This window comes from Streptomyces sp. H39-S7 (genome assembly GCF_027158205.1).
Lineage (GTDB): Bacteria > Actinomycetota > Actinomycetes > Streptomycetales > Streptomycetaceae > Actinacidiphila.
In genome coordinates, this window is record NZ_JAPVLU010000002.1 from 209,275 (window position 1) to 236,122 (window position 26,848).

The 26,848-nt window shown below is 71.8% G+C and carries 27 protein-coding genes; 18 read left to right on the plus strand and 9 right to left on the minus strand.

Going from position 1 to position 26,848, the window contains the following annotated elements; all coding sequences use genetic code 11:
- Nucleotides 1–71 precede the first annotated feature (71 nt).
- The gene (locus O3X23_RS02760; protein ID WP_269269435.1) at nt 72–929 is read right to left on the minus strand and encodes a 3-hydroxybutyryl-CoA dehydrogenase; all 858 of its coding nucleotides are present in this window, start codon (nt 927–929) and stop codon (nt 72–74) included.
- Nucleotides 930–1,083: 154 nt separating this feature from the next.
- On the opposite strand from O3X23_RS02760, the gene O3X23_RS02765 reads away from it, so the two are divergent.
- From O3X23_RS02765 to O3X23_RS02775, 3 genes are all read left to right on the plus strand, one after another.
- Complete coding sequence (locus tag O3X23_RS02765; protein WP_269269436.1) at nt 1,084–2,343, plus strand: glycoside hydrolase family 10 protein; 1,260 nt, start codon at nt 1,084–1,086, stop codon at nt 2,341–2,343.
- A gap of 128 nt (nt 2,344–2,471) precedes the next feature.
- Nucleotides 2,472–3,206, plus strand: coding sequence for a DUF7873 family protein (locus O3X23_RS02770; protein ID WP_269269437.1), 735 nt, complete (start codon nt 2,472–2,474; stop codon nt 3,204–3,206).
- Nucleotides 3,207–3,674: 468 nt separating this feature from the next.
- Entirely contained in the window at nt 3,675–4,829 is a 1,155-nt protein-coding gene (locus tag O3X23_RS02775) for a methyltransferase (RefSeq protein ID WP_269269438.1), read from the plus strand.
- A 15-nt stretch (nt 4,830–4,844) separates the two neighbouring features.
- On the opposite strand, the gene O3X23_RS02780 is transcribed toward O3X23_RS02775, so the two are convergent.
- A complete protein-coding gene (locus O3X23_RS02780; RefSeq protein ID WP_269269439.1) occupies nt 4,845–5,762 on the minus strand; it encodes a LysR substrate-binding domain-containing protein in 918 nt (305 codons plus the stop codon).
- Between the two features lie 138 nt (nt 5,763–5,900).
- Between O3X23_RS02780 and O3X23_RS02785 the strand changes: the two genes are divergently transcribed.
- Nucleotides 5,901–6,818: a DMT family transporter gene (locus O3X23_RS02785; protein WP_269269440.1), complete on the plus strand. Its 918-nt coding sequence runs from the start codon at nt 5,901–5,903 to the stop codon at nt 6,816–6,818.
- On the opposite strand, the gene O3X23_RS02790 is transcribed toward O3X23_RS02785, so the two are convergent.
- The 4 genes from O3X23_RS02790 to O3X23_RS02805 are packed head-to-tail and all read right to left on the minus strand — an operon-like array spanning nt 6,812 to nt 10,940.
- Nucleotides 6,812–7,483, minus strand: a complete 672-nt coding sequence (locus tag O3X23_RS02790) for a response regulator (protein ID WP_269269441.1) — start codon at nt 7,481–7,483, stop codon at nt 6,812–6,814. The two genes, O3X23_RS02785 and O3X23_RS02790, sit on opposite strands and share 7 nt — an antisense overlap.
- The gene (locus O3X23_RS02795; protein WP_269269442.1) at nt 7,480–8,775 is read right to left on the minus strand and encodes a sensor histidine kinase; all 1,296 of its coding nucleotides are present in this window, start codon (nt 8,773–8,775) and stop codon (nt 7,480–7,482) included. Before O3X23_RS02795 ends, O3X23_RS02790 begins: the two co-directional genes overlap by 4 nt.
- Before the next feature lie 25 nt (nt 8,776–8,800).
- Nucleotides 8,801–9,979 (minus strand): acyltransferase family protein, encoded by a 1,179-nt coding sequence (locus O3X23_RS02800; protein ID WP_269269443.1) that lies wholly within the window; start codon nt 9,977–9,979, stop codon nt 8,801–8,803.
- Entirely contained in the window at nt 9,972–10,940 is a 969-nt protein-coding gene (locus O3X23_RS02805; protein WP_269269444.1) for an alpha/beta hydrolase, read from the minus strand. The genes O3X23_RS02800 and O3X23_RS02805 overlap by 8 nt, the downstream gene beginning before the upstream one ends.
- A 170-nt stretch (nt 10,941–11,110) precedes the next feature.
- Here O3X23_RS02805 and O3X23_RS02810 point away from each other — a divergent pair, with 170 nt between their 5' ends.
- From O3X23_RS02810 to O3X23_RS02850, 9 genes are all read left to right on the plus strand, one after another.
- Nucleotides 11,111–11,680 (plus strand): YdeI/OmpD-associated family protein, encoded by a 570-nt coding sequence (locus O3X23_RS02810; protein WP_269269445.1) that lies wholly within the window; start codon nt 11,111–11,113, stop codon nt 11,678–11,680.
- A gap of 109 nt (nt 11,681–11,789) precedes the next feature.
- Nucleotides 11,790–12,818 carry an N-acetyl-gamma-glutamyl-phosphate reductase gene (gene argC, locus O3X23_RS02815; RefSeq protein ID WP_269269446.1) on the plus strand — a complete coding sequence of 343 codons (1,029 nt, stop codon included), beginning with the start codon at nt 11,790–11,792 and terminating at the stop codon, nt 12,816–12,818.
- Entirely contained in the window at nt 12,815–13,966 is a 1,152-nt protein-coding gene (gene argJ / locus O3X23_RS02820; protein WP_269269447.1) for a bifunctional glutamate N-acetyltransferase/amino-acid acetyltransferase ArgJ, read from the plus strand. Before argC ends, argJ begins: the two co-directional genes overlap by 4 nt.
- Nucleotides 13,963–14,871 carry an acetylglutamate kinase gene (gene argB / locus O3X23_RS02825; RefSeq protein ID WP_269269448.1) on the plus strand — a complete coding sequence of 303 codons (909 nt, stop codon included), beginning with the start codon at nt 13,963–13,965 and terminating at the stop codon, nt 14,869–14,871. Before argJ ends, argB begins: the two co-directional genes overlap by 4 nt.
- Nucleotides 14,868–16,070, plus strand: coding sequence for an acetylornithine transaminase (locus O3X23_RS02830; protein WP_269269449.1), 1,203 nt, complete (start codon nt 14,868–14,870; stop codon nt 16,068–16,070). The genes argB and O3X23_RS02830 overlap by 4 nt, the downstream gene beginning before the upstream one ends.
- Nucleotides 16,067–16,603: an arginine repressor gene (locus O3X23_RS02835; RefSeq protein WP_269269450.1), complete on the plus strand. Its 537-nt coding sequence runs from the start codon at nt 16,067–16,069 to the stop codon at nt 16,601–16,603. Before O3X23_RS02830 ends, O3X23_RS02835 begins: the two co-directional genes overlap by 4 nt.
- A 183-nt stretch (nt 16,604–16,786) precedes the next feature.
- Nucleotides 16,787–18,211 (plus strand): argininosuccinate lyase, encoded by a 1,425-nt coding sequence (argH, locus tag O3X23_RS02840; RefSeq protein ID WP_269269451.1) that lies wholly within the window; start codon nt 16,787–16,789, stop codon nt 18,209–18,211.
- Between the two features lie 96 nt (nt 18,212–18,307).
- Nucleotides 18,308–18,856, plus strand: a complete 549-nt coding sequence (locus O3X23_RS02845; protein WP_269269452.1) for a TetR/AcrR family transcriptional regulator — start codon at nt 18,308–18,310, stop codon at nt 18,854–18,856.
- On the plus strand, nt 18,853–20,406 hold the full coding sequence (locus O3X23_RS02850; protein WP_269269453.1) for an MFS transporter: 1,554 nt from the start codon (nt 18,853–18,855) through the stop codon (nt 20,404–20,406). The genes O3X23_RS02845 and O3X23_RS02850 overlap by 4 nt, the downstream gene beginning before the upstream one ends.
- Nucleotides 20,407–20,428: 22 nt before the next feature.
- On the opposite strand, the gene O3X23_RS02855 is transcribed toward O3X23_RS02850, so the two are convergent.
- Nucleotides 20,429–21,097, minus strand: a complete 669-nt coding sequence (locus tag O3X23_RS02855; protein ID WP_269269454.1) for a lysophospholipid acyltransferase family protein — start codon at nt 21,095–21,097, stop codon at nt 20,429–20,431.
- A 278-nt stretch (nt 21,098–21,375) separates the two neighbouring features.
- On the opposite strand from O3X23_RS02855, the gene O3X23_RS02860 reads away from it, so the two are divergent.
- The 3 genes from O3X23_RS02860 (at nt 21,376) to O3X23_RS02870 (ending at nt 23,866) form a co-directional block, all read left to right on the plus strand.
- A complete protein-coding gene (locus tag O3X23_RS02860) occupies nt 21,376–22,545 on the plus strand; it encodes a glycerophosphodiester phosphodiesterase (protein ID WP_269269455.1) in 1,170 nt (389 codons plus the stop codon).
- 85 nt (nt 22,546–22,630) lie between these two features.
- Nucleotides 22,631–23,155 carry a sigma-70 family RNA polymerase sigma factor gene (locus O3X23_RS02865; protein WP_269269456.1) on the plus strand — a complete coding sequence of 175 codons (525 nt, stop codon included), beginning with the start codon at nt 22,631–22,633 and terminating at the stop codon, nt 23,153–23,155.
- Between the two features lie 204 nt (nt 23,156–23,359).
- A complete protein-coding gene (locus tag O3X23_RS02870) occupies nt 23,360–23,866 on the plus strand; it encodes a GNAT family N-acetyltransferase (protein WP_269269458.1) in 507 nt (168 codons plus the stop codon).
- Between the two features lie 13 nt (nt 23,867–23,879).
- Here the strand turns inward: O3X23_RS02870 and O3X23_RS02875 are convergent, their stop codons facing one another.
- Both O3X23_RS02875 and O3X23_RS02880 read right to left on the minus strand, forming a co-directional pair.
- Nucleotides 23,880–24,311, minus strand: a complete 432-nt coding sequence (locus O3X23_RS02875) for a hypothetical protein (protein ID WP_269269569.1) — start codon at nt 24,309–24,311, stop codon at nt 23,880–23,882.
- Between the two features lie 31 nt (nt 24,312–24,342).
- A complete protein-coding gene (locus tag O3X23_RS02880; RefSeq protein ID WP_269269460.1) occupies nt 24,343–24,711 on the minus strand; it encodes a hypothetical protein in 369 nt (122 codons plus the stop codon).
- Nucleotides 24,712–25,032: 321 nt separating this feature from the next.
- On the opposite strand from O3X23_RS02880, the gene O3X23_RS02885 reads away from it, so the two are divergent.
- A complete protein-coding gene (locus O3X23_RS02885) occupies nt 25,033–26,103 on the plus strand; it encodes a methionine ABC transporter ATP-binding protein (protein WP_269269461.1) in 1,071 nt (356 codons plus the stop codon).
- The gene (locus tag O3X23_RS02890; protein ID WP_269269462.1) at nt 26,100–26,831 is read left to right on the plus strand and encodes a methionine ABC transporter permease; all 732 of its coding nucleotides are present in this window, start codon (nt 26,100–26,102) and stop codon (nt 26,829–26,831) included. Before O3X23_RS02885 ends, O3X23_RS02890 begins: the two co-directional genes overlap by 4 nt.
- Nucleotides 26,832–26,848 lie beyond the last annotated feature (17 nt).

The window sequence follows — 26,848 nt, forward strand, 5'->3', positions numbered from 1 at the left end:
TATAACCGCATAAAAAGGAACCGGCCCGCCGTGCGAACGGCGGGCCGGTTTCTCCGTATTCAGCCGTGCTGTCAGTACTGGTAGAAACCGGCGCCGGTCTTTCGTCCCAGCCGGCCCGCGTCGACCATGCGCTGCAGCAGCGGGGGAGCGGCGTACAGCGGCTCCTTGAATTCGTGGTACATCGAATCCGCGATAGCGGCGATGGTGTCGAGGCCGATGAGGTCGGAGAGCTTGAGCGGACCCATCGGGTGCGCGCAGCCCATTTCCATACCGTTGTCGATGTCCTCGCGATTGGCGATTCCGGACTCGAACATCCGGATCGCCGACAGCAGGTACGGGACCAGCAGCGCGTTCACCACGAAGCCGGAACGGTCCTGGGCGCGGATCGCGTGCTTGCCGAGGATGTCGGTGACGAGGCTCTCGGTGCGCTTGAGGGTCTCGTCGGCGGTGGTGAGGGCCGGGATCAGCTCGACGAGCTTCTGCACCGGGGCCGGGTTGAAGAAGTGGATCCCGATCACGTACTCGGGGCGCGAGGTGGCCACCGCGAGTTTCACCAGCGGAATGGACGAGGTGTTGGAGGCGAGGATCGCGTCCGGCCGGGTCACCACCTGGTCGAGGACCTGGAAGATCTCCGTCTTGACCTGCTCGTTCTCGACGACGGCCTCGATCACGAGGTCGCGGTCGGCGAACTCGCCGAGGTCGGTGGTGAAGCTCAGGCGGGCGAGCGTCGCGTCGCGCTCCTCCTCGGTGATCTTGCCGCGCTCCGCGGCCTTGCCGAGGGAGTTCGTCAGCCGGGTACGGCCGAGCTCCAGAGCCTCGCCGGTGGTCTCCGCGACCCGGACGTCCAGTCCGGCGCGGGCGCAGACCTCCGCGATACCGGAGCCCATCTGCCCGGCCCCCACCACTCCGACGCGCTGGATGTCGCTCACTCGTAAGCCTTTCGCTGTGGTACAGGAATAAGCGGGCGGACCACGCGGTAGCGGGCCCGCCCGCGTCGACGTTACTCCGCCCGTGTGGAGGATTGCTCCAGCCCCCCGACCCCACCATCATCAGCGGGACAGCACCCGACGATCAGGGGGCACGATGGGGCACATCACTCGCAGGACCTTCGCCGTGGGCGCCATCGGCACCGCGGGCGCGGTGGCGGCGGCGGTCGCCACCGGGACACCCGCCGCGGCGGCCGTCACGGCACGGGACGCGGCACGGGAGCGGCCCGCGCGGCAGTTCCGCGGCATGTGGATCGCGACCGTCGCCAACACGAACTGGCCGTCCGCGCCCGGTCTGCCGGCCGCCGAGCAGCGGCGGGAACTGCTCTCGCTGCTGGACACCGCCGTCGAGCGCCGGCTGAACGCGGTGATCCTCCAGGTGCGGCCCACCGCGGACGCGCTGTGGGAGTCGCCGTACGAGCCGTGGTCGCAGTACCTCAGCGGGACCCAGGGCCAGGACCCCGGCTGGGATCCGCTCGGCACGGCCGTGCGCGAGGCGCACCGGCGCGGCCTGGAACTGCACGCCTGGTTCAACCCGTACCGCATCGCCAACCACACCGACCCGAGCCGGCTCGTCCCGACCCACCCCGCCCGGCTGCACCCCGAGTGGGTCGTCCCGTACGGCGGGAAGCTGTACTACAACCCGGGGCTGCCACAGGTGCGCCGGTTCGTCCAGGACGCGATGCTCGACGCCGTGCGGCGCTACCCGATCGACGCGGTGCACTGGGACGACTACTTCTATCCGTACCCGGTGGCGGGGCAGGCCTTCGACGACGACGCCGCGTACGCCGCCCACGGTGCCGGCTTCCCGGACCGGGCGGCCTGGCGGCGTGACAACACCGACCGGCTGGTGCGCGAGACGGCTCTCCGCATCCAGCGGATCCGGCCGCGGACCCGTTTCGGGATCAGCCCCTTCGGGGTGTGGCGCAACCGGGCGACCGACCCGCTCGGCTCCGACACCACGGCGGGCGTCCAGACCTACGACGACCTGTACGCCGACACCCGCGGGTGGGTGCGGAAGGGGTGGATCGACTACATCGTCCCGCAGGTGTACTGGAACATCGGGTTCCCGGCAGCCGACTACGCCAAGCTCGTCCCCTGGTGGGCGGACGTGGTCTCCGGCACGGGCGTCGACCTGTACGTGGGGGAGGCGCTCTACAAGGTGGGCGTCGCGGGCCAGCCCGCGGCCTGGCAGGACCCCGCCGAGCTCTCCCGCCACCTCACCTTCGACCGGGACCACCCGCAGGTGCGCGGCAACGTCTTCTACTCGTCGACCCAGGTGGTGGCCGACCCGCTCGGCGCGATGACCCGCGTCGTCGCCGACCACTACGGAACCTGCGCGCAGCCACCGCGCTGACGCCCCGGGGCCTGGGGCCCGCGACAACCGCCGTGCCCGCCAAGTCCGCTCCCGGACACGGCGGTTGCCGCGGGCCCGCCGCCGGATAATCGTTCGATCAAGGGCATCGCGCCTGTTAACGTCACGGTGTGGCGAAACTCAATCAGATCATCGCGGTCGAGAAGGGCGTCAAGTCCAAGTCCCATCAGGAACTGACCGCTTCCCATCACGACCTGCAGAAGCCCGCTCTGCTCTCCGGGATATCCCGGACCTACCAGCCGAAGGACGAGGAGGGCGAACAGCTGCCCCCCGAGTCGACCCGGGTCCAGATCAAGACCGAGGACGTGCTGCGGACGACCGCGGTCACCCTCACCCGGCTCTTCGACGTCACCGCCACCAAGGACTGGGCGAACTGCGAGGCCCGCGCCGATGTGACGGTCGACGGTCGCGCGCTGGTGCGCGAAGTGCCGGTGTCGTACCTGCTGTTCCTGGAGAAGCAGCTGGTGGACCTGCACACGTTCATCCGCAAGCTCCCGGTGCTCGACGCCGCGGAGTCGTGGAACCTCGACCCGTCGAGTGACGCGTGGAAGACCGAGCCCGTACGCACGATCCGTACGAAGAAGGTGCCGCGCAACCACGTCAAGGCCGAGGCGACGGAGAAGCACCCCGCCCAGGTCGACGTGTACTACGAGGACGTGCCGGTCGGCTACTGGACGACCGTCAAGTTCTCCGGCGCCCTTCCCGCCCGGCGGGTCAACGAGCTGCTCGAGCGGGTGGAGAAGCTGCAGAACGCGGTCAAGTTCGCCCGCGAGGAGGCCAACAGCGCGGAGGTCACCGACCAGCGGGTCGGGGACGCCGTACTCGGCTACCTCCTCGGTTCGTAGGCGCCACACCCAACAGACCCCCTCCGCCTGTGTGCGGAGGGTGCGCGAGGAGCGCAAAGCTCAGTTTGAAGCTTGTCGTGACGACGCGGTTCCAGTGGGGGTTCGAGTCCCTCTCCCGGCACCACCGGCCGGGGTAGCCCAACTGGCAGAGGCAGACCGCGATCAATCTCAGACTCTTGCTCCAGACTCAGCATTCGCCGCCGATCGCCGGATCCACGGGTTCGGGCTTGGTCGTCAGGTGCCGGTTCGAATCCGGTCCGCCGCTCTCCTTCCTGCGGCGGTAGTTCAATGGCAGAACAAGTCGACGTGAAACTGACCCGCACCCCATCGCGCCGGCGTGTGCATATGGGCGGCATCAACAGGGGCCCGGGAGCTGGACACGCTTCCGGGCCCTGCTCCATGTCCACGGCGCCGCCGCCCGGCGGCGTGGCCGGGGCGGCCGGGGGATTCGGCTAGCCTGAGGGCACAATGAACCGTTTGACGACGTCATCGGGTGCGTACGACCTCACCCGCTTCCCCGAGGACCCCCGCGACAGGCTCCGTGCCTGGGACGCCTCCGACGAGTACCTGCTGCGGCACCTGGACGGCATCGACGCGGAGCCCGTGGACCTCTCCGGCACCGTCGTCGTGCTGGGCGACCGGTGGGGCGCGCTGGTCACCGCGCTCGCCGCGCACCGGCCCGTATCGATCACCGACTCCTACCTGGCCCAGCAGGCGACCCGGGCGAACCTGGCGCGCAGCGGGGCCGGGGCCGGCGCGGTGCGGCTGCTCTCGGCCATGGACCCCGTCCCTGACCGCATCGACGTCCTGCTGGTGCGGGTGCCCAAGAGCCTCGCCCTGCTGGAGGACCAGCTGCACCGGCTCGCACCGCGCCTCCACGCGGGCACCGTCGTCGTCGGCACCGGGATGGTCACCGAGATCCACAGCTCTACGCTCACCCTGTTCGAGGAGTTCATCGGCCCGACCAGGACGTCGCTGGCCGCGAAGAAGGCCCGGCTGATCTTCAGCACGCCTGCCGCCGCGCCCACTCGCACGGACAGCCCGTGGCCGCGCACGTACGAGCTGCCCGCCGACGTCGGCGCGGCCTCCGGCCTGGCCGTCACCAACCACGCGGGCATCTTCTGCGCGGAGCGCCTCGACATCGGCACCCGCTTCTTCCTGCGGAACCTCCCGCAGCGCCAGGGCCCCGAGCGCGTCGTCGACCTGGGCTGCGGCAACGGGGTGGTCGGAACGGCCGCGGCCCTGGCCGACCCCGGCGCCGAGGTGACGTTCATCGATGAGTCCTACTCCGCGGTGGCCTCGGCCGAGGCCACCTTCCGGGCCAACACCGGACCGGACGCCAAGGCCGAGTTCGTGGTGGGCGACGGCCTGTCGGCCGTGCCCGCCGGGTCGGTGGACCTGGTGCTGAACAACCCGCCGTTCCACAGCCACCAGGCGACCACCGACACGACGGCCTGGCACATGTTCACCGGCTCCCGCGACGCGCTGCGCACCGGGGGCGAGTTGTGGGTCATCGGCAACCGGCACCTCGGGTACCACGTGAAGCTGCGCAAGCTCTTCGGGAACTGCGAGGTCGTCGCGAGCGACCCGAAGTTCGTCATCCTGCGAGCGGTCAAACGCTGATCGCTCACGGCGGGCTCACCCGGCCGCCGCGTCCCGCAGGGCGTCGATCAGGGCGAGCAGGGCCGGCGCGGCCGGTGAGGTCTCGCGTACCGCGGCGTAGATCGACCGGACCGGCTCCGGTCCGCGTACCTTCCGCACGGCGACGCCGGGATGGCGGTGCCCCAGGCCCAGTGTCGGCATCAGGCCGACCCCGAGACCGGCGGCGATGAATCCCTGCGCGGTCGCGTGGTCCTTGCTCTCGACCACGAAGTCCGGGCTGAAGCCCGCCGCCGCGCAGGCGTCGACCACGGACGCGAGGCAGGGGCCCGCGGGCCATTCGTTGCCGACCCACGGCTCGTCGGCCAGCTCGCTCAGGTCCAGCGTCTTCTGCGCCGCGAGCCGGTGGCCCTTGGGCAGGACGGCGCGGTAGGGGTCGTCGAGCAGGTGCACGAGCCGGACGCCCGGACCGGGCAGATCGCGCGGGTGGACCACGATCGCCACGTCGGCCCGGCCCTGCCGTACGTCGGTCAGGGGGCCGCTGTCGGGAGAGGCCGGGGACTCCTCGGAGTCGTCGAGCCGGAGGTCGATCCGCACGCCCGGGTGTTCGGCGCGCAGCCGCGCCAGCGCGGGCGCGACCAGCGTCGCGCCGGCCGTGGCGAAGTAGCGGATCGACAACTGACCGGTGCGGCCGGCCCGGAGGTCGGCCAGCGCCGTCTCCGCCTCGGCGACGTTCCTGCTGATCACGGCCGCGTGCTCGGTGAGCAGCAGCCCGGCCGCCGTCGGCCGCACGCCGCGGCCGAAGCGTTCCAGCAGCGCGGTCCCGGCCTGCTTCTCCAGCGCCGCCACCTGTTGACTGACCGCGGAGGGGGTGTACCCCAGGTTCACCGCCGCCGCGGTCACCGAACCACTGGTGACGACCGCCCGCAGCACTTGCATCCGTCTCACATCGAGCATGTAGGAGAGCTTAATGGTGTGTGCAACTCTTTTCTCTTGTCCTGTCGGGTCGTTCGGAGGCACGGTGATCACCGGAGACCGGAAGAGCGACGAGGGAGACAGCGAGTGAGCGGCGGCGGCAGTGGTGGATCCGGTCCGATGGCGTTGGTGCGGATGGGCGTCCTCGCCCTGCTGTGGGGATCGACGTTCCTGTGGATCAAACTGGCGCTGGACGGACTGTCGCCCGCCCAAGTGACCTTCACCCGGTGCGCGTTGGGTTCGGTGGTGCTTCTCGGCATGTGCCTCTCGGCACGCCGCGGACTGCCGCGCGACCGCGCGACCTGGGGTCATGTCGTGGTGGCGGCCTTCTTCTGCAACGCCCTTCCCTTCGCGTTGTTCAGCGTCGGTGAGCAGACGGTCGACTCCGGCGTGGCCGGCGTCCTCAACGCGACCACCCCGCTGTGGTCCCTGCTGATCGGCGTCGTCATCGGCACGGAACGCCGGCTCCACCCCGCCCGGCTGGGCGGACTGCTGCTCGGATTCGCCGGCACGCTGCTGATCTTCGCCCCGTGGGGCCGGGCCGGACTGGTCAGCTGGGGCGCCGCCGCGATGCTCGGGGCGGCGGCGAGCTACGCCGTCGCGTTCGCCTACATGGGACGCCATCTCGTCGGCAAGGGCACCGCCACCATCGCGCTCTCCGCGTCCCAGCTCCTCGCTGCGACGGGACTCAGCGCGCTGGCCCTTCCGCTCGGCGGCCTGGCGCCCGTGCATCCCGGTCCCGCGGCCCTGTCGGCCGTCCTGGTCCTGGGGATCTTCGCCACCGGCGTCACCTTCCACCTCACCTACCGGCTGATCGCGGACGAGGGTGCCACCAACGCCTCCACGGTCGGATACCTGCTGCCGGTGGTCTCGGTGGCGCTGGGCGCGATCGTGCTGCACGAGAACGTCGGCCTCAGGACCGTCGCGGGCATGGCCGTGGTCCTCGTCGGCGTCGGCATGACCCGCCGCCCGGCGCGACCGCGCGCACACGCGGAGATCGCGGCGGCGCCGGCGATCGAACCCGCCGGCCGTCAGTAACCGGCCGGACGGATCAGGCCCGTCTCGTACGCGAAGACCGCCGCCTGGGTCCGGTCGCGGAGGCCGAGTTTGACCAGGATCCGGCTGACGTGCGACTTCACGGTCTGCTCGGCCACCACCAGGCGTACGGCGATCTCCGCGTTCGACAGCCCCTGGGCGATCAGGGAGAGGACCTCGGTCTCCCGTTCCGTCAGGTCGCCGAGGCGCTCCTTGAGCGGGGCGCGCGGCGCGCCGGCCAGCCGGGAGAACTCGGCGATCAGGCGCTTGGTGACGTTCGGGGCGAGCAGCGCGTCGCCGGCCGCCACCACCCGTACCGCCTGCGCGAGTTCGGCCGCCGACGCGTCCTTCAGCAGGAAGCCGGACGCCCCGGCGCGCAGTGCCTCGTACACGTACTCGTCGAGGTCGAAGGTGGTCAGGACGAGGACCCGCACGGTGGAGCCGGCGGGTTCCGTGACGCGGCGGGTCGCCTCGATGCCCCCGAGGCGGGGCATCCGTATGTCCATCAGCACCACGTCGGGGGCGAGTTCGGCCACCTTGGCGACGGCCTCGACGCCGTCCACGGCCTGGCCGACGACCTCGATGCCCGGCTCGGCGTTGAGCAGCACCGTCAGGCCCTGGCGGACCATCATCTGATCGTCGGCGATCAGGACACGGATGGTCGTCATGGGGTGTCCTCGGCGGGGTCGGCGGGCGGGACAGGGGGTCGTGCGGGCAGTATCGCGGTCACTTCGTAACCGCCGTCGGGGGTGGGCCCGGTGGCCAGTTCGCCGCCCAGCATCACGGCCCGCTCGCGCATCCCGAGCAGGCCGTGGCCCGCTCCCCGTGAGGGCGGTCCCGCCCGGTCCGGCGCGGCGTTGGTGACCCGGACCCTGACCCCCGACGCGTGGTGCCCGACCTCCACCAGGACCGCCGCGCCGGGCGCGTGCCGCATCGCGTTGCTGAGCGCCTCCTGCACGATGCGGAACGCCGACAGCTCGACGCCGGGTGGCAGGGGCCGCGGCTCCCCGGTGGTCCGGACGGTGACGGGGAGCCCCGTGCCGCGCACATTGGCGACCAGCTCGTCCAGCCGGTCGAGGGTGGGTTGCGGGGTGTGCCGGGTGCTGTCCGGCAGTGCGTCCTCGGAGCGCAGTACGCCGAGGACGTGGCGCAGTTCGGTGAGCGCGTCGACCGCGTTCGCGCGGATGCCCGCCAGGGTCTCCCTGAGCTCCTCGGAGGGGTTCTCGACCAGGTGCGGGGCGACCTGCGCCTGGATGGAGATCACCGACATGTGGTGGGCGACCACGTCGTGCAGTTCACGGGCGATCCGGTTGCGCTCCTCCAACAGGGTGCGCCGCGCCCGCTCCTCGGCGGTCAGCTCCTCCTGCACGACCAGTTTCCGGCGGGCCACTCCCAGGCCGCGCAGCGCGGCGCCGAGCGCCGTGGTGGTCGTGAAGGCCAGGGCGCCCAGCCGGACGACGTTGGTGAGTCCGCCCGTGGAGACGGACGCGGTGCACAGCAGGCCCGCCAGAAGGCTGATCACCAGCGCCTCGGCCGCGACCCGGGGGCGCACCCGCAGCGCGAGCAGGAACAGCATCAGGGACTGCTGGACGAGGCCCGCGCCGGTCCAGGGGAAGAGCGTGGAGGCGGCCACGTCGGCCTGCGCCGCGGCCACCGTCGTGGCGATCGTCGACGCCCACCAGGCCGGGACCGGACGGAACAGCACGGCGACGAGCGCCGCCGCCTGGATCCCGGCGAGCAGCAGGCTGATCGGCCTGACCGCCCCGTAGTAGACGGCGTACTCGTTCGCGCTGGCGATGAACATGCCCACCGCGACGAACAGCAGGGGCACCGTGATCGCCGGCCGCCAGTCCAGCCAGTGCGGCAGTCCCGGGCGGGGCAGCGGATCGGCGCCCGTCCACAGGTCCTCGCGCAGCGCCCGCGGCACCCTCCGCAGGACCGTCCCCAGTCGTTCCGTCATGTCCCCCCGCTTCAGAAGATCCACTTTAGGCACGCCGCGCCGCCGCCGAACGGGCGGGGCGGCCCTCGCGCACGACCGTGCTCCCCGTTCTCGGCCGTCCCTGTTCCCAGCGGCGGAACGCGGCCCAGCAGATCAGCAGTGCCACCGCGAACACCGGGAGCCAGGCGAGCCTGGCGAGTACCCAGCCCGGCCCGTCGGGCTCCGTGTGCAGACCGGGCAGGGGCGCGCCGGCGAGGAGGCCGGTGGCGGTGACCGCCATCATCGCGGTCTGGTGCCAGAGGAAGACGGTCATCGCGGAGAGGTTGACCAGCGCCACCGCCGCCCAGGCGGCGGGCCGCGCGAGCACCCGCCGCAGCGGACCGAGCAGCAGCAGCGCCGCTCCGCACTGGGCGAGACCGAAGGTGACGGCGGCCAGTGTCGGCGGGCCGAGGTTGGAGACCGCGGCACCCGGCACGCCGACCATGGCGGCGGGATAGCCGGCCCACAGCACGAGCCCCGCGGTACCGGCCGCACCGCCGGCCAGCAGCAGCCAGCCGGTCGTACGGCCCGGCATGCCGGCCCGCGCCCAGGCCGCGCCCAGGCAGTACGGGACGAGCCAGCCCGCCGCCACGTTGATCCAGCCGTATCGGGCCGGGCCGTCGAAACCGAACCGGACCAGGTCGACGTACAGGACGACGACCAGCGGCCACAGCAGGTGCATCCGCCTGGCCAGCGGGGTCGCCGCGGTCAGGGCGGCGAAGACCAGGAGGAACCAGAGCGGCGACACGGCCAGCTTCACCAGCGTGCGCACGGTGTCCCAGCCCACTCCGGAGACGAGCATCGCGCCCGAGATCACGCTCCACACCAGCAGGAAGGCGGCGACCGGCCGGAACAGCCGGGCCATCCGGGCGCCGAGCCACCGCCCGTACGTCGTACCCCGCGCCCGCGCCGCCGCGTAGCCCTTCGCACCCACGTGGCCGCCGACCAGGAAGAAGACCGCGAGGGTCTGGAACAGCCAGGAGGCCGGGGCGAGTCGGGGCAGGTGCTGGAGCGGTCCCGCTCCGCGCACCGTTCCGCTGTCGGAGACCAGCGCGGTCACCAGCCAGTGGCCGAGCACCACGCCGAGGATGGCGAGGGCGCGCAGGGCGTCGACGGCACGGTCACGGTCGGGCGGGGTGGCGGAGCCGATCCGCCGTACGAGGTCACGCACGGCGAGGTCACGCATGACGGCCCTCCTCGGTGGGGTGCCCCTCGGAGACGATCCGGGCGATGTTCCGCAGGGCCACGGAACCGGGCTGCAGGTAGCCGCTGTGGCCGGCGGCGCCGGCGTCGAAGGTGTGGGCGCCGAACGTCCGCGACACCGGATCGGTCCCGAACCCGACGGAGAGGAACGGCACCCGGATCCGCACATGCGGCACCGCGGCGATCCAGTCGCCGGTGCCCCGGCCCGCCCAGACGGCCGCCGGGGTGTGCAGGGCGCCGACGGTGTCGACGCCGGTGCCCGGGCTGCCGTAGAGCACGATGTCCGCGACCCACAGGTCCCGGGCGGCCAGGGCGCAGACGACCGAACCGTAGGAGTGGCAGAGCAGCGAGGTCCGGGCGGCGGGCTTGACCTGGGCCAGCTCCGCCATGAAGGAGCGCAGTCGCGGCGCCGCGTGCTGGGCCAGGCCCGGCGTCAGCACCTCGGGGCTCACCGTGCCCGGCGTCCGGTACCCCAGCCAGGCGACGACCGCGGCCCGGTCGCCGAGCTGCTCCCGCAGCGCCACCGCGCCGGCCCGGAAGCGCTCATAGGTGTCGAGGCCGGTGTCCGAGCCGGGCACCAGCACGGCGATCGTCCCGGCGCGGGACAGATCACCGAACACCTCGGCGGTGCGGCCGCCGTCCCGCCCGTCGAACCTGAGGAAGTGCCGCGCCGGATCCGCCATGGCGCGCAGCGCCCGCGCCCGTCTCCGGTCCCCGTGCTCCCCGGCCATCCGCTCGGCCGCCCGGATGCCCTGGCGGTTGGCGGCGTACCGCTCGGCGAGAGCGGCGGGGGTCGCGGCCCGCAGCGGGGCGAGCGCCACCGGCGCGGGCGCCGGGACGGCCGCGGGCCGGGCTGCCCCGGACACCGGGACCGCCACGGACGCGGCGACGAGGGCGGCGAGCAGGGTGCGGCGCAGACGGCTGAAGCGCGGGCGGGACGCCATGGGGGAGTGGTCCTTCCGTACCGGGTGTCGTTCTTCCGGTACCGAAGTTATGGATCACACCCTGCGGTCGGCGTCCCGCCGGAGAGCGCACCTTGCGCGTAGCTCTCAAGTACTACGAGTACGGGCCGGGTTGGCCCCCGGCGGGCGGCCCAGGCCCTAGCCTGGGCCGCATGGAAGAGCTCGACGGGGTGGAGATCATCGCCTTCGCGGACGCCGCGGCGTTCGAGGAGTGGCTGGCCGGGCACGTCACCCGCCACGAGGGTGTGTGGATCAAGATGGCCAAGAAGGGTTCCGGCATCCCGTCGGTCACGTCCGACGAGCTGGTCGACATCGGGCTGTGCCACGGCTGGATCTCCGGGCAGCGGCGTTCCCTCGACGAGCGGCACTACCTGCAGAAGTACGTGCCGCGCAGGCCCCGGAGCCTGTGGTCGCGGGTGAACGTGGAGAAGGTCGCGACGCTGACGGCCGCCGGACGGATGCGCGAGGCCGGGCTGGCCGAGGTGCTCAGGGCGCAGGAGGACGGGCGGTGGGCCGCGGCCTACGACCCGCAGCGGACGGCGACCGTGCCGCCCGACCTCGCGGCGGCGCTCGACGCGGACCCCGCGGCGAAGAAGGCGTTCGAGGCCCTCGACAGGACCGGCCGCTACCAGGCGATCCTGCCGCTGCTCCAGGCACTCACACCGGAGAGCCGGCGGGTCCGGCTCGAAAGGGCCCTGCGGACGCTGGCGGACGGCGGCTGACCCCCGGGGTACGCACCAGCCGGCCCGCCGTTACGCACCCCCGCCATCCGCAACTCTTTGCATAAAGCTTCGGTGGAACGTATAGTCATGCCTTCGACGAGGAGGTTCGATGGCTTTGCGGGCAGCGGTGGCAGGGGCGAGTGGTTACGCGGGGGGTGAGATCCTGCGGCTGCTCCTGGGGCACCCGGAGATCGAGATCGGCGCACTCACCGGCAACTCCAACGCGGGACAGCGACTGGGCGCACTGCAGCCGCACCTGCCGCCGCTGGCCGAGCGCGTGCTGGAGCCGACGACGGCCGAGGTGCTGGCCGGGCACGACGTGGTCTTCCTCGCGCTGCCGCACGGGCAGTCCGCGGCGGTGGCCGAGCAGCTCGGCGACGGTGTTCTGGTCGTCGACTGCGGCGCCGACTTCCGGCTGCGCGACGCCGCCGACTGGGAGAAGTTCTACGGCTCCCCGCACGCCGGGACCTGGCCGTACGGGCTGCCCGAGCTGCCCGGGGCACGGGCCGCCCTGCGGGGCTCGCGGCGCATCGCGGTGCCCGGCTGCTTCCCGACGGGCGTCTCGCTGGCGCTCTTCCCGGCGTACGCGGCCGGGCTCGCCGAGCCCGAGGCCGTGATCGTCGCCGCCTCCGGCACGTCCGGCGCGGGCAAGGCCGCCAAGCCGCACCTGCTCGGCAGCGAGGTCATGGGATCCGTGACCCCGTACGGCGTGGGGGGCGTGCACCGCCACACCCCCGAGATGATGCAGAACCTGTCGGCCGTGGCCGGCGAGTCCGTCGGCGTCTCGTTCACCCCGACCCTCGTCCCGATGCCGCGCGGCATCCTCTCCACCTGCAGTGTGCGGGCCCGGGCGGGCGTCACCGCCGACGCGGTCCGCGCCGTGTACGAGAAGGCCTTCGCGGACGAGCCGTTCGTGTACCTGCTGCCCGAGGGGCGGTGGCCGTCGACCGGCGCCGTGCTCGGCTCCAACACCGTGCAGGTGCAGGTCGCGTACGACGAGGCGGCCGGCCGCATCATCGCCATCAGCGCGATCGACAACCTGACGAAGGGCACCGCGGGCGGCGCGGTGCAGAGCATGAACGTCGCCCTCGGACTCCCCGAGGACATGGGACTTTCCACGACAGGAGTGGCACCGTGAGCGTCACGGCAGCGCAGGGATTCACGGCCGCGGGCATCGCCGCCGGGATCAAGGACAGCGGCAACCCCGACCTGGCCCTCGTGGTCAACAACGGGCCGCGCCTGGCCGCCGCGGGTGTCTTCACCTCCAACCGCGTGAAGGCCGCGCCCGTCGTCTGGTCGGAACAGGTCGTCAAGGGCGGGCAGGTGTCCGCCGTCGTCCTCAACTCCGGCGGCGCGAACGCCTGCACGGGGCCGCTCGGCTTCCAGGACACGCACGCGACCGCCGAGAAGGTCGCGGAGGTCCTCGGACAGAACGCTGCCGAGGTCGCCGTCGCGTCCACCGGCCTGATCGGGCTGCGCCTCCCGATGGACAAGCTGCTGCCCGGAATCGAGAAGGCCGCGGTCGAACTCTCCGCACACGGCGGCGAGAAGGCCGCCATCGCGATCAAGACCACCGACTCGGTGCACAAGACGGCCGTCGTCGAGCAGGACGGCTGGACCGTCGGCGGGATGGCCAAGGGCGCGGGCATGCTCGCGCCGGGCCTGGCCACCATGCTCGTCGTGCTCACCACCGACGCCGACCTGGACGCGGGGACGCTCGACACCGCGCTGCGTGCCGCCACCCGCACCACCTTCGACCGGGCCGACTCGGACGGCTGCATGTCCACCAACGACACCGTGCTGCTGCTCGCCTCCGGCGCCGCCGGCACCGTCCCCGCCTACGACGACTTCGCAGCCGCCGTCGAGCAGGTCTGCGCCGACCTCGCCCGTCAGCTGATCGGTGACGCCGAAGGCGCGTCGAAGGACATCAAGGTCGAGGTGGTCAACGCCGCGACCGAGGACGACGCTGTCGAGGTGGGCCGCTCCATCGCCCGCAACAACCTCCTCAAGTGCGCGATCCACGGCGAGGACCCGAACTGGGGCCGGGTGCTGTCCGCGATCGGCACGACCGCCGCCGCCTTCGAGCCCGACCGGCTGAACGTGGCCATCAACGGCGTCTGGGTCTGCCGGGACGGCTCGGTCGGCGAGGACCGGGACCTGGTCGACATGCGGTTCCGCGAGGTCGTCATCACCGCCGACCTGAACGCGGGCAGCGCCGCCGCCACCATCTGGACCAACGACCTCACGGCGGACTACGTCCACGAGAACAGCGCGTACAGCTCATGACCAACCCCACCGCGCGGAACCACACCGCGCTCCCCAAGGCCCGCATCCTCATCGAGGCGCTGCCCTGGCTCACCCGTTTCAGCGGCAAGACCGTCGTCATCAAGTTCGGCGGCAACGCCATGGTCGACGAGGAGCTGAAGGCGGCCTTCGCCCAGGACGTCGTCTTCCTGCGGCACGCCGGCCTCAAGCCCGTCGTCGTGCACGGCGGCGGCCCGCAGATCAGCGCCCAGCTCGACCGGCTCGGCATCGCGTCCTCCTTCACCGCGGGACTGCGGGTGACGACCCCCGAGACGATGGACGTCGTCCGGATGGTGCTCGCGGGCCAGGTCCAGCGGCAGCTGGTCGGGCTGCTCAACGAGCACGGCCCGTTCGCCGTCGGGATGACCGGCGAGGACGCGCACACCATGACCGCCGTCAAGCGGCACGCGGTCGTCGACGGGGAGCAGGTGGACATCGGGCTGGTCGGGGAGATCACCGAGGTCGACCCGGGCGCCATCCAGGCGCTGCTGGACGACGGCCGGATCCCGGTCGTCTCGTCCATCGCCCGCGCCGAGGACGGTCACGTCTACAACATCAACGCGGACACCGCGGCCGCCGCGCTCGCCTCGGCGCTGGGCGCCGAGGTCCTCGTGGTCCTCACCGACGTCGAGGGGCTGTACGCCGACTGGCCGTCCAGCGAGGACGTGATCAGCCGGCTCACCGCGAGCGAACTGGAGAAACTGCTGCCCGGTCTGTCGAGCGGCATGGTGCCCAAGATGGAGGGCTGCCTGTACGCCGTGCGCCACGGCGTCGGCAGTGCGCGGATCATCGACGGCCGGGTGCCGCACTCGATGCTCCTCGAGGTGTTCACGGACGACGGCATCGGCACGATGATCGTGCCGGACGCGCAGGGGGACGGGTCATGAGCAACGAGCAACTGACGCAGCGCTGGCAGGACTCGCTGATGGACAACTACGGGACGCCGCGCGTTCCGCTGGCCCGCGGCGAGGGCGCGAAGTTCTGGGACGCCGACGGCAAGGTCTACCTCGACTTCGTCGGCGGCATCGCGGTCAACTGCCTCGGCACCGGCCATCCGGCCGTGGTCCGGGCGGTCTCCGAGCAGATCGGCACGCTCGGCCATGTCTCGAACCTCTTCATCGCCGAGCCCCCGGTGGCCGTCGCGGAGCGGCTGCTGCAGCTCTTCGGCCGCGCCGGCCGGGTCTTCTTCTCCAACTCCGGCGCGGAGGCGGTGGAGGCCGCCTTCAAGATCGGCCGGCTGACCGGCCGCCGGCACATGGTGGCGACCTCGGGCGCCTTCCACGGCCGGACGATGGGCGCCCTCGCGCTCACCGGCCAGCCGAAGAAGCAGGAGGCCTTCCACCCGCTGCCCGGTGACGTCACCCATGTGCCGTTCGGCGACGTGGACGCGCTGCGCGCCGCCGTCACCACCGACACCGCACTGGTGATCATCGAGCCGATCCAGGGCGAGAACGGCGTCGTCGTGCCGCCCGCCGGATATCTGCGGGCGGCACGGGAGATCACCACCGCCACCGGCACCCTGCTGGTCCTGGACGAGGTACAGACCGGCATCGGACGGACGGGCCAGTGGTTCGAGCACCAGGCGCACGGTGTCGAGCCCGATGTCGTCACCCTCGCCAAGGGCCTCGGCGGCGGTCTGCCGATCGGCGCGACGATCGCCTTCGGCGCGGCGGCCGACCTGTTCACGCCGGGTCGGCACGGCACCACCTTCGGCGGGAACCCGGTCGCCTGCGCCGCCGCGCTCGCCGTACTGGACACCATCGCGGCCGACGGCATCCTCGACAACGTCAAGCGGCAGGGCGACCGGCTGCGGCACGGGATCGAGGCGCTCGGACACCCGCTGGTCGATCATGTGCGCGGTGCCGGGCTCCTGCTGGGTATCGTTCTCACGGAGCCGCTCGCACCGCAGGTGCAACAGGCGGCTCAGGACGCCGGACTCCTGGTGAACGCGGCCGTGCCCGACACGGTACGGCTCGCTCCTCCACTGATCCTCGGTGACGACGAGGTGGAGGCGTTCCTCCAGGCGCTGCCCGCCGTCCTCGACGCGGTACACAGGGACCAACGATCCGGAGAAACGCGACGATGACCGAGGCGCAGCACGCCGGCCAGGCCGTACCGCAGACCCGCACCGCACGCCACCGGCGGATCGTGGACATCCTCAACCGGCAGCCGGTGCGGTCGCAGAGCCAGCTCGCGAAGATGCTCTCCGACGACGGGCTGAGCGTGACGCAGGCGACGCTCTCGCGCGACCTGGACGAGCTGGGCGCGGTCAAGATCCGCAACGCGGGCGGCGAGCTGATCTACGCGGTGCCGTCCGAGGGCGGCTTCCGCACCCCGCAGGCGCCGCTGGGGGAGTCGGTCAAGGAGGAGCGGATGGCCCGGCTGGCCGGTGAGCTGCTCATCTCGGCGGAGGCGTCCGCCAACCTGGTCGTCCTGCGCACCCCGCCGGGCGCGGCCCAGTTCCTGGCCTCCGCGATCGACCAGGCCGAGGTGCACGACATCCTGGGCACCATCGCGGGCGACGACACCCTCATGCTGATCAGCCGGGACGCGGCCGGCGGGCAGGCGTTGGCAGATCACCTGCTGCGGCTGGCGGCGGGCGACCACCGGCAGCACTGAGCCGGCGCGAGTTCCCGGAAGGGCCCCCGTTCGCGGGGGCCCTTCCGGCGTTCGCGGGTACACCGGACCCGTGCAACCCGCCGGACCCGGCTTTTGACGAATCATGCAGTGCAATGCATACTTATGCCAGTCAGTGCGGTCGTCACCAGGCGACGATCCACGCGACCTCTTCGAGGAGCAGCGGTGAGCAGCAACGGCGATGTCAGGCTCTGGGGCGGCCGGTTCGCGGACGGCCCGGCGGAGGCGCTGGCCAAGCTTTCCGCGTCGGTCCACTTCGACTGGCGGCTGGCCCCCTACGACATCGCCGGCTCCCGCGCCCACGCCCGCGCGCTGCACAAGGCCGGGCTGCTCACCGACGACGAGCTGGGACGGATGCTGGCCGGCCTCGACCGGTTGGCCGCCGATGTCGAGGCGGGCACCATCACCGGCACCATCGCCGACGAGGACGTGCACACCGCGCTGGAGCGCGGTCTGCTGGAGCGGATCGGCGCGGACCTCGGCGGCAAGCTGCGGGCCGGCCGGTCCCGCAACGACCAGATCGCCACGCTCTTCCGGATGTACCTGCGCGACCACGCCCGGATCGTCGGCGGGCTGCTCGCCGAACTGCAGGAGGCGCTGGTCGGTCTCGCCGAGACGCACGCGGACGTGGCCATGCCGGGGCGCACGCACCTGCAGCACGCCCAGCCGGTGCTCTTCGCCCACCACGTCCTGGCGCATGTGCAGGCGCTCGGCCGGGACGCCGAGCGGCTGCGGCAGTGGGACGAGCGGACGGCCGTCTCCCCGTACGGCTCCGGCGCGCTCGCGGGCTCGTCGCTCGGCCTGGACCCGGTGGCGGTCGCCGCCGAACTCGGCTTCGAGCGCGGCTCGGTCGCCAACTCCATCGACGGCACGGCCTCGCGCGACTTCGTCGCGGAGTTCGCGTTCATCACCGCGATGATCGGGATCGACCTGTCGAGGATCGCCGAGGAGATCATCATCTGGAACACGAAGGAGTTCTCCTTCGTCACCCTCCACGACGCCTTCTCCACCGGCTCCTCGATCATGCCGCAGAAGAAGAACCCGGACATCGCCGAGCTGGCGCGCGGCAAGTCCGGCCGGCTCATCGGCAATCTGACCGGTCTGCTGGCGACGCTCAAGGCCCTGCCGCTCGCGTACAACCGCGATCTGCAGGAGGACAAGGAGCCGGTCTTCGACTCCTGCGACACCCTTGAGGTCCTGCTGCCCGCCTTCACCGGCATGATGGCCACCCTCACGGTCAACACCGCGCGGATGGAGGAGCTGGCGCCGGCCGGCTTCTCCCTCGCCACCGACATCGCCGAGTGGCTGGTCAAGCAGAACGTCCCGTTCCGGGTCGCGCACGAGGTCGCGGGGGAGTGCGTCAAGGTCTGCGAGGCCGAGGGCATCGAGCTGGACGGGCTGACGGACGAGCAGTTCGCCAAGATCTCCCCCCATCTGACCCCCGAGGTCCGCACCGTCCTCAACGTCAAGGGCGCGCTCGCCTCCCGTGACGGGCGGGGCGGCACGGCGCCGGTCCGGGTGGCGGAGCAGCTGGCCGAGGTCAAGCAGGACGTGGCCGCGCAGCTGGCCTGGGCGCTGGCCGAACGCTGACACCGGGCGGAGCGCCGGGCCGTGACGGCCTGGCCTCCGCCCGTTCTCCGGCAGTGGAATGAGACGTTGATGTCTCATGTGGACTACGATTGTCTCATGAGCTTCGATCGTGACCAGGTGCTGCGCGACGCCGCGGCCCTGCTGAGCCGCCGGGCCACCGCGTCCATGGACGAGATCGCCAAGGCGGCCGGCATCAGCCGCGCCACCCTCCACCGGCACTTCCCCGGCCGCGACGCCCTCGTCCGGGCCCTCGGCCTGCTCGGGATCGCACAGATGGACGAGCGGCTGGACGCCGCCCGCATAGAGGAGGGTGACCCGGTCGCGGCCGTGCGCCGGCTGATCGACGAGGCCATCCCCGTCTCCGGATTCCTGGCCTTCCTCTACGGCGAGAACCAGCTGTACGACCTGCCGGAGGTCACCGAGGGCTGGGCGCGGGTGGACGAACGGGTCAGCGCGCTCTTCCGGCGCGGCCAGGAGCAGGGGCTGTTCCGGTACGACCTGACACCCACCTGGCTGGGCGAGGCGCTGTACGCCCTGATCGCGGCCTCGGCCTGGTGCGTCCAGGATGGACGTATGGCACGGAACGATTCGGCCCGTATGGTCTCCGAGCTGCTGCTCGGCGGGATGCTGCGGAGCGCGTCATGACCCGCGACGCCCTGCACAAGCCCGACGCCCCCGTGTCCCCGACGCCCCCGCACCCCTCCCGCTGGCTCGCCCTCGCCGTCCTGACGCTGGCGCTGCTGCTCGTCGCGGTCGACGCGACGGTACTCGGGCTGGCGATGCCGTTCCTGACCGAGGATCTGCAACCGTCCTCGACGCAGCTGCTGTGGATCGGTGACATCTACTCCTTCGTCATCGCCGGGCTGCTGGTCTCGATGGGCAGCCTCGGCGACCGCGTCGGCCGCAAGAAGCTGCTGCTCATCGGCTCCGCCGCGTTCGGCGGGCTGTCGGTGCTCGCCGCGTACGCGCACACCCCCGAAACGCTCATCCTCGCCCGCGCCCTGATGGGCGTGGCCGGGGCGACCCTGATGCCGTCCACCCTGGCGCTGATCCGCAACCTCTTCACCGACCCGCGCGAGCGCAGCTTCGCGATCGGCGTGTGGGGGGCGGCCTCGACGGCCGGCGCCGCCGTGGGGCCGGTCGTCGGCGGCATCCTGCTGGAGCACTTCTGGTGGGGCTCGGTCTTTCTGATCAACCTGCCGGTCATGGCGGTGCTGCTGATCGTCGGCTACAAGCTGCTGCCGGAGTCCCGCAACCCCGACCCGGGCCCCTGGGACCTGTTCAGCGTCGCGCTCTCGCTCGTCGGCATGTTCGGCGTCGTGTACTGCATCAAGGAGCTGGCGGCCCACGGCCCCCGCACCGCCGCCTTCGCCGCCGGCGCCGTGGGCCTGGTCTGCCTCTACGCCTTCGTCCGGCGGCAGCACACGCTGCCCGCGCCGCTGCTGGACATGCGGCTCTTCCGTAACCGGGGCTTCTCCGCCTCGGTGCTGGCCGACCTGCTCACCGTGCTGGGCCTGTCCGGGCTGATCTTCTTCCTGTCGCAGTTCCTGCAGATGGTGCAGGGGCGCTCGCCGCTGGAGGCCGGGCTGTCGGAACTGCCGGCCATGGTCGGAGCCGTGGGGGCCGGGCTGTGCGCGGGCATGGCCGCCCGCCGGTTCTCCGTGCGGCTGGTCGTCGCGGGCGGCCTGGGCGCCAGCGGCCTGGCCCTGGCCGGACTGTTCGGCCTCACCCCGGACACGGGCTATCCGCTGCTCTTCGCCGTGCTGCTGATCGTCGGCGTGGGCGCGGGCTTCTCCTTCACCGTCACCGCCGACGTGATCCTCTCCAGCGTCCCCGAGGAGGAGGCCGGCGCCTCGGCCGCGGTCTCCGAGACGGCCTACGAACTCGGCGCCGCCCTCGGCATCGCGCTGCTCGGCTCCATCGTCACCGGCGTCTACTCCAACCTGACGCTGCCCACCGGCCTGTCGGCGGACAGCGCGGCGCAGGCCAAGGACTCCCTGGCGGGCGCCGTCGAGGTGGCGGAGACACTGCCCGGCGGGAGCTCGGACGCGCTGCTCGTGGCGGCGCAGGCCTCGTTCACCGACGGGCTGCGCATCGCGGCCATGGTCGGCGCGGTGGTGCTGCTCGGGGCGGCCGTCTGGGCCTGGCGGATGCTGCGCCACACCGAGCTGGCGACGTCCCGCACCCACCACTGAGAGCGGGACGCCCGGAGAACGGTCAGGCGGCCTTGGCCTTGGTGGCGTACATGTCGACGTACTCCTGGCCCGACAGCCGCATGACGTCGCTCATCACCTCGTCCGTGATGGCCCGCAGCACATAGCGGTCGCGGTCCATGCCCTCGTACCGGGTGAAGTCGAGGGGCGCGCCGAAGCGGATGGTCACCCGGTGGATGCGGGGCAGCTTCTTGCCCACCGGCTGTACGCGCTCGGTGCCGATCAGCGCGCAGGGAACGACGACGGCGCCGGTCATCAGGGCGAGCCGTGCGACACCCGTGCGACCCCGGTACAGCCGGCCGTCGGGGGAGCGGGTGCCCTCCGGGTGGATGCCGAAGATCTGGCCGTCCTCCAGCACCCGGCGGCCGGTCATCAGCGCGGCGGCGCCGCCACGGGCACCGTCCCGGTCCACCGGGATCATGCCGACGGTGGTGAAGAACGCGGCCTTCGCCCGGCCCCTGATGCCGCTCCCGGTCACGTACTCGTCCTTGCCGAGGAAGAACACCGGACGCGGGGCCACCAGGGTCATGAACGGCGAGTCCGAGAAGGCGAGGTGGTTGCCCGCCAGGATCACGGGTCCGGTGGCGGGGATGTTCTCGATTCCCTCGACACGCGGGCGGTACAGCACGCGGAGGAGCGGTACGAGCAGCGTATTGATCAGGAAACGGAACAACGGGCCCTCCGGGCAGGGGATCGGTGGATCGCAGACCAGGGGCGCATGCCCACTGGCACACACCCCCTATGTATGAGGACGATACTTCCGTTCGCCGGGTGAGCGCACGCCGGGTTCACACAGCCGCTACGCACTGTTGACCTACGTTCCGCGCGTGTTTCGCCTGTGGTGGGCCGCACGAAAGGTGCGCGCGCCTACGATGCGCGGGTCGACCGGCAGGTGCCGCACGGGCGTTCGGCCGCAGTCACCGGGTCCATCACCGGACAGAGGGAGAGCTCATGACGCACGACCAGCAGGGTTCAGGACCGGCCCGCAGGGCCGTCCTCGGCGCGGCGGCGGCCCTGGGGGCCGGCGGCGCGGTGTTCGCCCTGCCGGGCGCGGCGGAGGCGGCGGGCACGTCCGCCGGTCGCGGCGGACACGGCTCGTCCAAGCTGCCGGTGCCGACCGTCATCGGGCACCGCGGCGCCAGTGGCTACCGCCCCGAACACACCATCGGCTCCTACCAGTACGCCCTGGACATCGGCGCGGACGTCATCGAGCAGGACGTCGTGCCCACCAAGGACGGCCACCTGGTCTGCCGGCACGAGCCCGAGATCGGCGGCACCACCGACGTCTCGCAGCACCCCGGGTTCGCGAGCCGCAGGACCACCAAGACCATCGACGGCACCGCCACCACCGGCTGGTTCACCGAGGACTTCACCCTCGCCGAGCTGAAGACGCTGCGCGCCGTGGAGCGGCTGCCGGCCAACCGGCAGCGCAACACCCTCTACGACGGCCGCTGGGAGATCCCCACCTTCGAAGAGGTGCTCCAGTGGGCCGACGAGCAGGGCCGCAAGCGCGGCCGCCCGGTGTGGCTGCACACCGAGACCAAGCACCCCACCTACTTCCGCAAGCTGGACCTCGGCCTGGAGGAGCGCCTGGCCAGGCTGCTGCGCCGCTACGGGCGCGACCGCCGGGACTCCCCGCAGTTCCTGCAGTCCTTCGAGCCGAGCAGCCTGCAGCGGCTGGGCTCGCTGGGCGCCGGCGCCCCCAAGGTCTTCCTGCTGTCCGGCCCGACCTCCCGCCCGTACGACTTCGTCGAGGCGGGCGACCCGCGCACTGTCGCCGACCTCGTCACCCCGGCCGGACTGCGGTGGATCGCGCGCTTCGCCCGGGGCATCGGCCCGACGCTGACGCTGATCATCCCCCTCGACGCCGCGGGGAAGCTCGGCACCCCGACCACGCTGGTGCGCGACGCGCACGCCGCCGGGCTGATCCTGCACCCGTACACGATGCGCAACGAGAACACCTTCCTGCCCGTCGACTTCCGCAAGGGCACCGACCCGAACGCCTACGGCGACTCCTTCGGCGCGTTCAGGACGTACTTCGAGCAGGGCATCGACGGGATCTTCTCCGACAACGCCGACACCGCGCTCCTCGCCCGCGAGGACTTCCTGAAGAACCGGTGACCTGTCCGCACCGGTTATCCACTCTGACGAGTGAAGACGGCCGCGCCCGGCAACCGCCGGGCGCGGCCGTGTCGTCCCGGCGATCATGAACGTGTCGCTGCGTGAAGACGAACTGACCCGGCTGCGTCCCCTGGTCGCCGCGGAGGCGGCCGCGGAAGCGGTCTCCGGCGGCATCGAGGCCGCCGACCTGGAGCAGGCGGTGTGGCTGCGGCTGCTGGAACTGGCCGTGCCGCCGTCCGATCCGGCCCGCTGGCTGCGGGCGGCGGTGCGGCGCGAGGTGCGCGAGGCCGCCCGCCGGGTCCGCCGTGAGCTGCGGTACACCCCGGGCCGCGACCCGGCGGCCGACCGCGGGCCGTCCGTCGAGGAACAGGTGCTCGGCGCCGAGCAGCGGGCGGCGGTGCACGCCGCCGTGGAGCGGCTGCCGGGACGCTGCCCGCAGGTGGTTACCGCCCTGATGTCCCGGTCCGACCCCACATACCAGGAAATCTCCCGCGAGTTGGGAATCTCACAGGGCAGTATCGGCCCTTTGCGCTCGCGCTGCCTCGGCTGCCTGCGCTCGATCCTGAAATCCGGGGTTGCATCCCCGGCAAGACGGGGTAAGGCACGGTAAACAGTCGGCGACAAGGCGTTCCTGGCGCGTTCGAGCGCGGCCGGATGCGGGTATTGCGAGGCATCTACCGCGCCGGGGCGTTTGTGCGATCATCAGCGCCACGGAGACGGCGCACACCCGTACCAACTCCGGTCAGGCACACGTCCCGGGCGCGCATCACACCCTCATCAGCCCGGGCGGACTCGAAGGGGAGGCCTGCGGCCCATGGGCATGAGCGTGACCATCTCTACGGCGGATCAAGGCGACGCCGAGAAGATCCTCAAACTCCAGTACCTCTGCTACCAGAGCGAGGCGGAGCTCTACGGCGACTACTCCATAGAGCCGCTCACCCAGACCTTCGAGGCGCTGCGCGCCGAGCTGGCTCAGGGGTGCGTCCTGGTCGCGCGGCTCGGCGACGAGGTCGTCGGTTCCGTCCGCGGGGTCGTCGACGACGACGGCACCGCGCGGATCGCCAAGTTGATCGTCCACCCCCGTATGCAGCGGCACGGCCTCGGCGGCCGGCTGCTGCACGCCGTCGAGGAGCGGCTGTCCGCCGAGAGCGAGGCGAAGCGGTACCGGCTGTTCACCGGCCACCGCAGCGACCTGAACCTGCGGCTGTACCGCAAGCTGGGGTACGAGCAGGTGGGCGACGCCGAACCGATCACCCGGCGGCTGAGCCTGGTCACCATGGAGAAGGACGCCCCGAGGGCGTCGTTCGCCGCCAGCGCCTGATCCGAACCCCTGGTTACCGCGTCTGCTGTGGCTGTGCCGACCTGCGCAGCCACAGCAGCCCGGCGACGGGCAGCAGCAGGGGCAGGAAGAGATAGCCGATCCCGAAGTCCGACCACACGGTCGCGTCGGGGAACGCGGACGGGTCGACGAGGGTGAAGGTGCCCACCGCGATCACGCCGGCCAGTTCGGCCGAGCAGCACACCAACGCCACCCTGCGGGCCGCCTCACCGCCGCGCCACAGCGCGACGGTGATCACCGCGTAGACGAGTCCGGCCACCGCCGACAGCACGTAGGCCAGCGGCGCGTCATGGAACTTCGTGAACATCTGGACGAGCGAGCGCGACACCGCCGCGACGGTGAACACCCCGTAGAGGGAGAGCAGCAGCCGCCCGGGACCCCGGCCGATCCGCCCGGCCTCGCCCCCGCCGGCCCCCTCGTCGTGCACGGCCCGGTCACCGGATGCCTCGCGCGCGGGGTCAGACACCGCCGCCTCCCCAGATGTCGAAAAGCCGTACTTCGAGCACGGCGAGGATCACTCCGCCCGCGGCGACGATCGCCGATCCCCAGCGGGTGCGTTCGGTCAGCGACATGAAGCCGGCCGCCGGGATCGTGCAGGCGGCGCCGACCAGGTAGGAGACGAAGATCAGCGTTCCCTGGTCCGGCTTCTCGCCGCGCGAGAGCTTCACCAGGGCGATCACCAGCTGGACCAGCGCGAGCACCGAGACCACGGCCATGCCGATGAAGTGCCAGTCCTTGGTCGGCTGGTCCCGGAATGCGGCGAAGCCGCACCACGCCGCGAGCAGCAGCGCCGCGACCGAGACCGTGATGGTGACTGCGTCGAGCATGCCGCGACTCTATTACGGGCCAAAAGGACCCGGACGCGACCCCCGGTTGTCCGCATAGTGAACACTCCGCCCGGAATGTGGGACGCGGTGTCCAGGTCTGCTTTACTGGATCACATGACCACGACGAACAGCCGCTGCCGCGCGACCGAGGCGACCCCGCCCGGTGTTCGTTGTATGTGTCGAATGTGTGACTAGCGAAGGGCTCAGCCCCGCGTCACCTGTGGTTCCAGCGACTCCTTCTTCCTGCCGCTGATCTCCGCTTGGCCCCTGGACGGGCTGATCCGTGCCGCGATCCGAGAAGAATGCCCCTTGCGTGGTGCTATGCCCGCCGCGCACTCGACAGTGACGGATACCCCTGTGATCACCACCACGGACCTGAGAAAGGTCTACCACTCGCGTGACCGCGAGATCACCGCCCTGGACGGCGTCGATCTGCACGTCCGCGAGGGCGAGGTCTACGGCGTCGTCGGACAGAGCGGCGCCGGCAAGTCCACCCTCATCCGCTGCGTCAACCTCCTCGAGCGCCCCACCTCGGGCACCGTCGAGGTCGCCGGACGGGACCTGACCGCACTCGGCGGCCGTACCGACCGGGCCGGAGCCGCGCTGCGCGCCGCCCGCAGTGGCATCGGCATGGTCTTCCAGCACTTCAACCTGCTGGCCTCGCGCACCGTGCAGGGCAACGTCGAGCTGCCGCTGGAGATCCTCGGCGTCTCCGGCAAGGAGCGCTCCCGCAAGGCCCTGGAACTGCTGGACCTCGTCGGCCTCGCCGACAAGGCCCGCGCCTACCCCGCGCAACTGTCCGGCGGCCAGAAGCAGCGCGTCGGCATCGCCCGCGCGCTGGCCGGCGACCCCAAGGTGCTGCTCTCCGACGAGGCCACCTCGGCGCTCGACCCGGAGACCACCCGCTCCATCCTCCAGCTGCTGCGCGACCTCAACCAGCAGCTGGGGCTGACCGTGCTGCTCATCACGCACGAGATGGACGTCGTCAAGGCGATCTGCGACTCGGCCGCGCTGATGAAGAACGGCAGGGTCGTGGAGTCCGGCACCGTCGCCGAACTCCTCGCCACCCCCGGCTCCGAGCTCGCGCACGAGCTGTTCCCGGTCGGCGGGGAGCCGTCGGGACCCGACCGCACCGTCGTCGACCTCACCTTCCACGGTGAGAACGCCACCGAGCCGGTCGTCTCCCAGCTGGCGCGCACCTACAACGTGGACGTCTCGATCCTGGGCGCGGCCATGGAGACCATCGCCGGCCGCCAGATCGGCCGGATGCGGATCGAACTGCCGGGTCCGTTCGAGGACAACGTCGTACCGATCGGCTTCCTGCGCGAGCAGGGCATCCAGGTCGAGGTGGCGCGGACCGCCGCCGCGCGTGTGAAGGAGACCGTCAAATGACCTGGGCCGAGATACAGCCGCTGCTCACGACGGCCTGTTGGGAAACCCTGTACATGGTGGGCTGGTCCACCGTGATCACGGCCGCGGTCGGTCTGCCGCTGGGTGTGCTGCTGGTGCTCACCGGCCGGGGCGGCCTGCTGCAGAACGTGGTGCTGAACAAAGTCATCGGCGTCGTCGTGAACATCACACGGTCGCTGCCGTTCATCATCCTGATGGTCGCGCTGATCCCCTTCACCCGCTGGCTCGTCGGCGCGGCGTTCGGGCTCAACGCCGCCGTCGTGATGCTGTCCGTCGGCGCGATCCCGTTCTTCGCGCGGCTCGTGGAGACCTCGATCCGCGAGGTGGACCCCGGCCTCGTCGAAGCGGTCCACGCGATGGGCGGCAACACCCGCACCGTGGTCGTCAAGGCGCTGCTGCCCGAGTCGCTGCCGTCGCTGGTCTCCGGCCTCACCACCACCGTCATCGCCCTCGTCGGCTACTCGGCGATGGCCGGCACGATCTCCGCGGGCGGCCTCGGCAACCTGGCGTGGACCTACGGCTACCAGCGGTTCGAGAACAAGGTCATGGTCGCCACGATCGTGCTGCTGATCGTCCTGGTCACCGTCGTCCAACTGGCCGGCGACCTGACCGCCCGCGCCCTGGCCCGCCGCGGCGGGCGGACGTCCGGCGCCCCCGTACTCCGCCTCCTGCGGACCGCCCGCGTCGCGCGGGCCACCGAGACCTCCTGACCCGCCGGACCCCTCCG

Excerpts from the sequence above, each read along its gene's own strand:
- O3X23_RS02870 (WP_269269458.1), top strand. The coding sequence starts at position 23,360 with ATGGGCATGAGCGTGACCATCTCTACGGCGGATCAAGGCGACGCCGAG.
- O3X23_RS02830 (WP_269269449.1), top strand. The coding sequence starts at position 14,868 with ATGAGCAACGAGCAACTGACGCAGCGCTGGCAGGACTCGCTGATGGAC.
- O3X23_RS02790 (WP_269269441.1), bottom strand. The coding sequence starts at position 7,483 with ATGACGACCATCCGTGTCCTGATCGCCGACGATCAGATGATGGTCCGC.
- argC (WP_269269446.1), top strand. The coding sequence starts at position 11,790 with ATGGCTTTGCGGGCAGCGGTGGCAGGGGCGAGTGGTTACGCGGGGGGT.
- O3X23_RS02890 (WP_269269462.1), top strand. The coding sequence starts at position 26,100 with ATGACCTGGGCCGAGATACAGCCGCTGCTCACGACGGCCTGTTGGGAA.
- O3X23_RS02885 (WP_269269461.1), top strand. The coding sequence starts at position 25,033 with ATGCCCGCCGCGCACTCGACAGTGACGGATACCCCTGTGATCACCACC.
- argB (WP_269269448.1), top strand. The coding sequence starts at position 13,963 with ATGACCAACCCCACCGCGCGGAACCACACCGCGCTCCCCAAGGCCCGC.
- O3X23_RS02785 (WP_269269440.1), top strand. The coding sequence starts at position 5,901 with ATGGCGTTGGTGCGGATGGGCGTCCTCGCCCTGCTGTGGGGATCGACG.
- O3X23_RS02800 (WP_269269443.1), bottom strand. The coding sequence starts at position 9,979 with ATGCGTGACCTCGCCGTGCGTGACCTCGTACGGCGGATCGGCTCCGCC.
- O3X23_RS02805 (WP_269269444.1), bottom strand. The coding sequence starts at position 10,940 with ATGGCGTCCCGCCCGCGCTTCAGCCGTCTGCGCCGCACCCTGCTCGCC.
- O3X23_RS02850 (WP_269269453.1), top strand. The coding sequence starts at position 18,853 with ATGACCCGCGACGCCCTGCACAAGCCCGACGCCCCCGTGTCCCCGACG.
- O3X23_RS02865 (WP_269269456.1), top strand. The coding sequence starts at position 22,631 with ATGAACGTGTCGCTGCGTGAAGACGAACTGACCCGGCTGCGTCCCCTG.
- O3X23_RS02880 (WP_269269460.1), bottom strand. The coding sequence starts at position 24,711 with ATGCTCGACGCAGTCACCATCACGGTCTCGGTCGCGGCGCTGCTGCTC.
- O3X23_RS02810 (WP_269269445.1), top strand. The coding sequence starts at position 11,111 with ATGGAAGAGCTCGACGGGGTGGAGATCATCGCCTTCGCGGACGCCGCG.
- O3X23_RS02780 (WP_269269439.1), bottom strand. The coding sequence starts at position 5,762 with ATGCTCGATGTGAGACGGATGCAAGTGCTGCGGGCGGTCGTCACCAGT.
- O3X23_RS02765 (WP_269269436.1), top strand. The coding sequence starts at position 1,084 with ATGGGGCACATCACTCGCAGGACCTTCGCCGTGGGCGCCATCGGCACC.
- O3X23_RS02845 (WP_269269452.1), top strand. The coding sequence starts at position 18,308 with ATGAGCTTCGATCGTGACCAGGTGCTGCGCGACGCCGCGGCCCTGCTG.
- O3X23_RS02860 (WP_269269455.1), top strand. The coding sequence starts at position 21,376 with ATGACGCACGACCAGCAGGGTTCAGGACCGGCCCGCAGGGCCGTCCTC.
- O3X23_RS02775 (WP_269269438.1), top strand. The coding sequence starts at position 3,675 with ATGAACCGTTTGACGACGTCATCGGGTGCGTACGACCTCACCCGCTTC.
- O3X23_RS02795 (WP_269269442.1), bottom strand. The coding sequence starts at position 8,775 with ATGACGGAACGACTGGGGACGGTCCTGCGGAGGGTGCCGCGGGCGCTG.
- O3X23_RS02835 (WP_269269450.1), top strand. The coding sequence starts at position 16,067 with ATGACCGAGGCGCAGCACGCCGGCCAGGCCGTACCGCAGACCCGCACC.